The sequence below is a fragment of the Rhizobacter sp. genome (assembly GCF_031412075.1).
In the GTDB taxonomy this organism is placed as follows: domain Bacteria; phylum Pseudomonadota; class Gammaproteobacteria; order Burkholderiales; family Burkholderiaceae_C; genus Rhizobacter.
The window spans coordinates 1-6372 of record NZ_JANOCG010000290.1 but is presented as its reverse complement, the minus strand read 5'-3'; the positions used below and the strand labels follow the sequence as shown (position 1 = coordinate 6372).

Annotated in this window: 5 protein-coding genes; 2 read left to right on the top strand and 3 right to left on the bottom strand. The window is 63.6% G+C overall.

From position 1 onward, the window contains the following. The coding region (locus RMO40_RS10505; protein WP_309720295.1) for a PKD domain-containing protein at positions 1-747 on the bottom strand (747 nt) is incomplete at its 3' end. A gap of 193 nt (positions 748-940) precedes the next feature. Further along, positions 941-2836 carry a diguanylate cyclase gene (locus RMO40_RS10500; protein ID WP_309720292.1) on the bottom strand — a complete coding sequence of 632 codons (1896 nt, stop codon included), beginning with the start codon at positions 2834-2836 and terminating at the stop codon, positions 941-943. 424 nt (positions 2837-3260) lie between these two features. Here RMO40_RS10500 and RMO40_RS10495 point away from each other — a divergent pair, with 424 nt between their 5' ends. Together RMO40_RS10495 and RMO40_RS10490 are read left to right on the top strand one after the other, a co-directional pair. Next, positions 3261-3587, top strand: coding sequence for a hypothetical protein (locus tag RMO40_RS10495; protein ID WP_309720289.1), 327 nt, complete (start codon positions 3261-3263; stop codon positions 3585-3587). 89 nt (positions 3588-3676) lie between these two features. After that, a complete protein-coding gene (locus RMO40_RS10490) occupies positions 3677-5572 on the top strand; it encodes a C1 family peptidase (protein WP_309720286.1) in 1896 nt (631 codons plus the stop codon). Here RMO40_RS10490 and RMO40_RS10485 read toward each other — a convergent pair. Next, a partial coding sequence (locus tag RMO40_RS10485) for a DUF2520 domain-containing protein (RefSeq protein WP_309720283.1) occupies positions 5556-6372 on the bottom strand: 817 nt, incomplete at its 5' end. The genes RMO40_RS10490 and RMO40_RS10485 overlap by 17 nt on opposite strands.

Sequence of the window (6372 nt, the reverse complement as noted above, 5' to 3'; positions counted from 1 at the left end):
GCACACCCTGAGTTGCCCGTTGCGGGCCAAAGGCGTGCCGGTCTCAGGGACAGTTCCGCCGCCGGGGTTGACGGTCACGGCGGCACTGGCCGACGCCGTGGCACCCCGGTTGTCGGTGACCGTCAGCCTGGCGCTGTAGCTGCCTGGTGTGGCGTAGGCGTGGCTGATCTGCGGGCTGGCGGTGTTGGCGGCAGCGCCGTCGCCGAAGCTCCAGTTGTAGGAGACGATGCTGCCGTCGGGATCGCTCGAGCCCGCCGCGCTGAGCGACAGCGCCGCGTTCGCCGTGGTGGTGTAGGGGCCATTGGCCCTGGCAACGGGAGCCTGGTTGGGCGCGGTCGAGCCGCCCGCGCAGACGCCGGTGCTCACCGGCTGCCCACTGACCACGCAACTGCTGGGCTTGCCGGTCGGCGCGCCGCTGGAAGCACCGATGAAGCCGAAAGCAAAGCTGCTGTTGGGCGCGATGTTGGCGCCCCAATTCGGGCCCGTCACCACATAACGGTTGCCGGTTCTGGAAACAAGGGTGCCGTTCCAGAGCTGCGTGATCGTGTACGGGTAATCGAACTCAAGGCGCCAGCCATTGAGGGCGGTGCTGCTGTCGTTCACGACCGTGACCTCGGCCTTGAAACCCGAGTTCCATTGCTCGGCGACAACGTAATTCACGGTCGCGGCCAGGGCGCTGCCGTGCGCGCCGAGGGCGCTCGCCAACGCAAGAACAAGGGCAGTCAAGTGGCGTGACAAGGTTTGCATGGAGGTGTATCTCTTGGTGGAATGAGTGGACGAGTCGCATCAAGCAGGCCAGCCGCTGACCTCTGCATGGGCGAGACACCCGAAATGCGCTGAAACGCGACGCAAGTTGCTTTGGCCTGGGGAGCTGAAAACGATATCAGGCACACGGCGCCCTACTTGTGATGATTGGTTAGCGGAGCGCGGTGAACAGGCCCTAGGCGCCCGGAATTTCGAGCGCCGCTTTTCCGCCCACGCTCATACCGCTTTTTGAAAGATCGACCAGGGTCAATCGATTGCGTCCATCGCGTTTTGACTGGTACAGCGCCTCATCGGCAATCTGCACCAAACGCTCTGCGTCGGCTTCTGCTGATGGAAACCCGATTGCAACGCCGACGCTGACGGTGATCGGCACCCGTTGACCCTCGACGCGGAAGTCAAGCGATTCCACGCTTTGGCGCATACGCTGCCCCACCTGTTCGGCACCTGAAGCAGCGGCATGGGGCAACAAGATGATGAATTCTTCGCCGCCATAGCGTGCGAGGCAGTCAGTGGTGCGCTTGAGTTGGCTTTCCAGGGTTTGGGACACCTGGCGCAAACAGGCGTCGCCTACCCGGTGCCCATACGAATCATTGAACTGCTTGAAGTGGTCGATATCGAGCATGATCACCGCCAGCATTTCCTTTTCCCGGCGGGCGCGGTGGCTCTCGGCTTCGAGTTTTTGCTGGAAATGTCGCCTGTTGTGCAGCCCGGTCAAGCCATCGGTGATGCTCATGGTTTGGAGCTTGTGATTGGCTGTTTCAAGCTCCTCGGTGCGTTGCTGTACACGCTGCTCCAGCACATCATTCGAGTGGCGCTGGATTTCCAGCGCATGTGCCTGCGCGGACCGCGCTTCCAATTGCGATTGCTCCCGGCGACTCACTTCAACCTGGATGCGCGCGGCAATTGCCATGGACAGCAGCAGCGCTTCGATGGCCGAGCCCACCTGCCATCCGTATTCGGTAAACAGATTGCTGGGCGCAAAGCCCCACGACTTCAGGCTGTAAGCGAGGCCTCCAATGATGATGAAGGTCCAGGCCAACAGGAAATAGCGGGCAGCCGGGTTGCCCTTTCTTAAGCTAATCCAGCCGGAGATCCAGAGCATGGTGGCGGTAAACGATGCAATGGGGTTGGCGATGCGGATCGTGATGGAGTAGTCCACGAATATGGAAAAAACCGCGGTGACCAGCGCCAGCAGCATCAGCGTTACCAGCGCCTTGTCCAGGCGCGCAGACTCCTGCGGGGTGTTCAGCAGCGCGCGACTGAACTGAATCATCGTTGCCATGGTGACGCTCAGCAAGACCGACAGCGCCTCTCGCGACCACCAGGGGTCTTCCAGCCCGAAATAGGCATACCCCATCCCATCGAACAAGGCGAAGAAAAGCCCGTGGTGCAATGCGATGGTGAGGATGTAGAAGAAGTACACCCAGCTGCGCAGCATGTTGAAAAGGAACATGCTGAAGATCGTCATCGCGAAAATCAGCCCCTGATAGAACATGAGCCATGACTGGTCTGTGAGGTCGGAGGCGCTGAGTCCTTTGGCATCGAACAGGTGCAACGGTATCGTCAGCGTATCTGCACTGTCGGCATAAAAATAGAAAGTCCGCTCGCTGGCGGCAGCCAGTTCGATGGGGAACAGGAACTCCCGCGAAGGGAGAGGGCGCTCAGAGGGCGCGATCAATCGGCCCGAATGAATGACGGAATAAATGCCGTTCTCGTCAGGAGAATAAAGGCGAAGGTGGTCGGCAAACCGGGTCTGGTACTGCAGAAAAACAGACTGCGGCTTCGACTCCGTGTTGCGCAGTCGGAACCGTACCCAATAGCCCGCACTCGTATATCCCGGGTTGAACACTTCCGCGTCATTTGGAGAAAACGCTGCGCTTCGGGCACGTACATCAGCCAGATTGAAGCTCCTTTCGGAGTCTTTCAAGTATTCCAAATGGGGGCCCAGCGCAACGTGGCCAAAGCCTTGCTGAATACTCACCGTGCCTGATGCCCAAGCAGTCGATGCCAGGATCATGAGCAGGAACGCACACAACAGCGTTTGCCACCGATGCAGATCAGCTTGCTTCATGCTTCACATGTTCTACGCACCTGCTGGCCTGAGCAAGCAGGTTTGCACTCGGTTGATGCACACGCAGGCTCCACCGTGCAGTTTGTCAGCACCTCTGCCGTCAGCCCCGCGCGCTCGCCGGGAGTGCGCCATACGCCACAGCGGGAGGCTCCGAATGCGGTAATCGACGTTGGCCACCGCTGCATAGCAGGCGCCGCGATCCCGAACCGAGTGTTCGCCAGGAATTGATCGGCTATGTCGCTTTGCCGCCAGCATTTCGACGGCCTGGCCGTCAGCTGTGGGTCGTATGCCGTCACCAAGTTGATGGAGCCGAATGTCCAAGGGTCAGGCTGAACTCGCCATGCCCGGGCAGCCGCGAATAAGCGCTACCAGCGTGCCCTTTCTCCGCCCTTCAGCCCCAGCCCGCGGGGCGATGCTTCACGGCATGAGTTATCACCTCGAAGGCCGCCGCCTGTACATCGCCGATCTGGCGAGCCGCCAGCACGAGATGGAATCGGGCCGCGTGGCGATGCAGCCTTTGACCTACCGCGTGCTGTCCAAGTGCCTGCGCGAGGCCCTGGCCGGGCTGTCCGAGCCGGCCGCGCGTGCCGGCTTCTCCGAGTTGCCTGCGCACCTGATGCCGCTGGTGGCCGAGGTGCTCGAAACACGCCACTTCGACCAGCACGCCTGCCTGCTCGGCGGCCAGGCAGCGCACTGCCGCGAACAGGCAGACATCATCGTCGACCGCATCAAGCGCTCGGCGGCTTGCTGACACCACGGGCGGAGCCAGGCCCCCAAGTTTCACAGTCTTGACGCCGCCCCCCGGCGGCCAGACCATGCACGCTCCGCAAGGAGGCAGCCATGGTCACGCGCAAAAAGACAGCCAAGAAACCCACGCCGCTGTTCATGCGGGTCGCCCGACCCGACCCGCCCGACTCGCGTGACAGGCCGTTCCGGCCCAACGTGGGCCGAGCGCCGGCGCCCACGCTGTTCCCCGCTTCGGGCCTGGCGGTCAAGAACCAGGGTGACACCATGGCCTGCACCGGCTTCGGTCTGTCGCTGGTGGTCGAGCACCTGCTGCGCAGCGCGCGGCGCGAGGCCAAGCCCGCCATCTCGCCTTTCATGCTGTATTCGATGGCGCGGCGCTACGACGAGTTTCCAGGCTCGGTGCAAGACAAGGGCTCCAGCCTGCGCGGGGCGCTCAAGGGCTGGTTCAAACACGGCGTTTGCCGCGAAGACTTTTTCCCTGGGCTGGAGATGCCGCCGGCCAGCAAGAAGCTCTCGGAAGACTGGTGGTTCGACGCGGTGAAGCGCCCACTCGGCGCCTACTACCGCATCGACACGCAGTCGATCACCGACATGCACTCCGCACTCAACGAGGTGGGCATCATCTATGCGAGCGCTGGCTGCCACACCGGTTGGGATGAAGGCAACAACCTGCCGGCGATGAAGCGTCGCCCGAGCTCGTTCAAGGGTGTGTGGGAGATTCCGGTGCAAGGCGGCGAGGCCGACCACCCCGGCCACGCGTTTGCCATCGTCGGCTACAACGAGCGCGGCTTTCTGATCCAGAACTCCTGGGGCCCCGAGTGGGGCTCACACGGCTACGCCATCTTTGGCTACGACGACTGGTTGCGCAATGCGATGGACTGCTGGGTGGCCCAGCTCGGCGTGGTGACACGCGACCACACCGCCATCTCGAAATCGATCAGCCTGCGCACCGATGCGAACGGCCGCGTGGCGCTCGCCGCCAGCGAGGTGCTGCGCAACCGCGAGATCTCGCCCTTCATCATCAACATGGGCAACAACGGCGCGCTCAGCAACTCGGGCGTGTTCCGCACCCAACCCGACGACGTGCGTGCGCTGGTCGACGTGCACCTCGCGCAGGCACGCAAGACCTGGGGGCTCGCCGACGACCAGGTGGTTGACGTGTGCATCTACGCCCACGGTGGCCTGGTCGGTGAAACCAAGGCGGCCGACATCGCGGCGCAGTGGATACCGATGCTCTACGAGAAGAAGATCTTCCCCATCTTCCTGATGTGGGAGACCGACTTTTTTGCGACCTTGCTGCACCGACTTGAAGATGCGGTGAAAGACATACCGCGCAGCACCGGCTTCTCGCTCAAGAACTGGTGGAACCAGCGGCTCGAGCGCCTGATCGCCCGGCCCGGCACCATGCTGTGGGGTGAGATGAAGCAGAACGCCGATGCGATGAGCGCCTACAAGCCCGACGTGCCCGACGACGAACAGGCCGGTGGTGTGCTGCTCTACCGCCACTTCAAGCATGGCGTGGCCAACAAGAAGATCCGCATGCACTTCGTCGGCCACTCGGCAGGCAGCATCGTGGCCACCTTCATGATCGACCGGCTGGCACAAGAGGGCATGAAGTTCGAATCGGTGAGTTTCATGGCGCCGGCCGTGAAACTCTCGACCTTCGACGAACGCCTGCGCCCGCACTTGCTGTCGGGCGTGGTCAAGCGCTACCAGCAGTTCCACTTGACCGACCATGCCGAGCAAGACGATGGCAGCTGCGGGCCGTACCGGCGCTCGCTGCTGTACCTGGTGAGCGAGTCTTTCGAAGGCGGCAGCACCACGCCCGTTTTGGGCATGCAGAAGTTCTTCGATGTTTATGCCAAGAAGTTGCCGAACACCACGGTGCACTTGGCGCCCGGGCCGGTGAGCGCGAGCACCACGCATCCCGGTTTCGACGACGACCCGGGCACACGCGCCCAAGTGGTGAAGTTCATTCTCGGGAAGTGACCTGAGAGAGGACCTCGCTCACGCGCTCGGCCTGCGCTTCGCTCAAGCGCTGCGTGGTTTGAACCAGTTCGAGCTGGCGGCGTGTGAATTCGCGGTACAGCTCGGCGTGCTCCGGGCCCAGGGCGGTGAAGGCCGCGAGGTGGCGCGCGATCACGCCGGAGTCACCCCGCGAGATCGGCCCGGCGACCGCGGCCGACAAGCCCTTGCTGGCCGCAGCGTCCAGCGTGCCGCGTGCCATCGGCAGCAGCGCTTGCAGGGCCTGCGCTTCGTTGATGCCGAAGCTGCGCCACACCGTCACCGCCTCGTTGAGCATCGACAACAGGAAGCTCGCCGCATAGCTGGCGCTGCCGTGGTACAGCGCGCGTGCGCCGGGTGGCAGGCGCAGCGGGTGCATGCCGAGTGTGTGGGCGAGTTGCTCGAGTTGCGCTTCGAGGGCGGGCGGGCCTTCGATGGCGACGCTGCTGCCGGCCAGCAGCTCGATGGCACGTTGAGGGTCGGAGAAGATCTGCAGCGGGTGAAAGCCGCCGATCTCGGCGCCCGCGTCCGCCGCCGGCTGCAACACGCTCACTTCGCTGGCGCCGCTGCAATGCACCACCGATTGCCCCGCGCGCCACGGCAGCTGGGCGGCGAGGGGGGCGATGGCGTCATCGCTGACGGTGAGGAACACCAGGTCGGCCTGCGCCGCCGTGGCGGCATCGACCGCCTGGCAGCCGGGCATGCGCGCGGCCAGGTGTTGTGCGCTGCTGGCCTGGCGGCTGGCCACCTGGCCCACCACCACGCCACGCTGGCTCAGCGCTTGC

Excerpts from the sequence above, each read along its gene's own strand:
- RMO40_RS10500 (WP_309720292.1), bottom strand. The coding sequence starts at position 2,836 with ATGAAGCAAGCTGATCTGCATCGGTGGCAAACGCTGTTGTGTGCGTTC.
- RMO40_RS10495 (WP_309720289.1), top strand. The coding sequence starts at position 3,261 with ATGAGTTATCACCTCGAAGGCCGCCGCCTGTACATCGCCGATCTGGCG.
- RMO40_RS10490 (WP_309720286.1), top strand. The coding sequence starts at position 3,677 with ATGGTCACGCGCAAAAAGACAGCCAAGAAACCCACGCCGCTGTTCATG.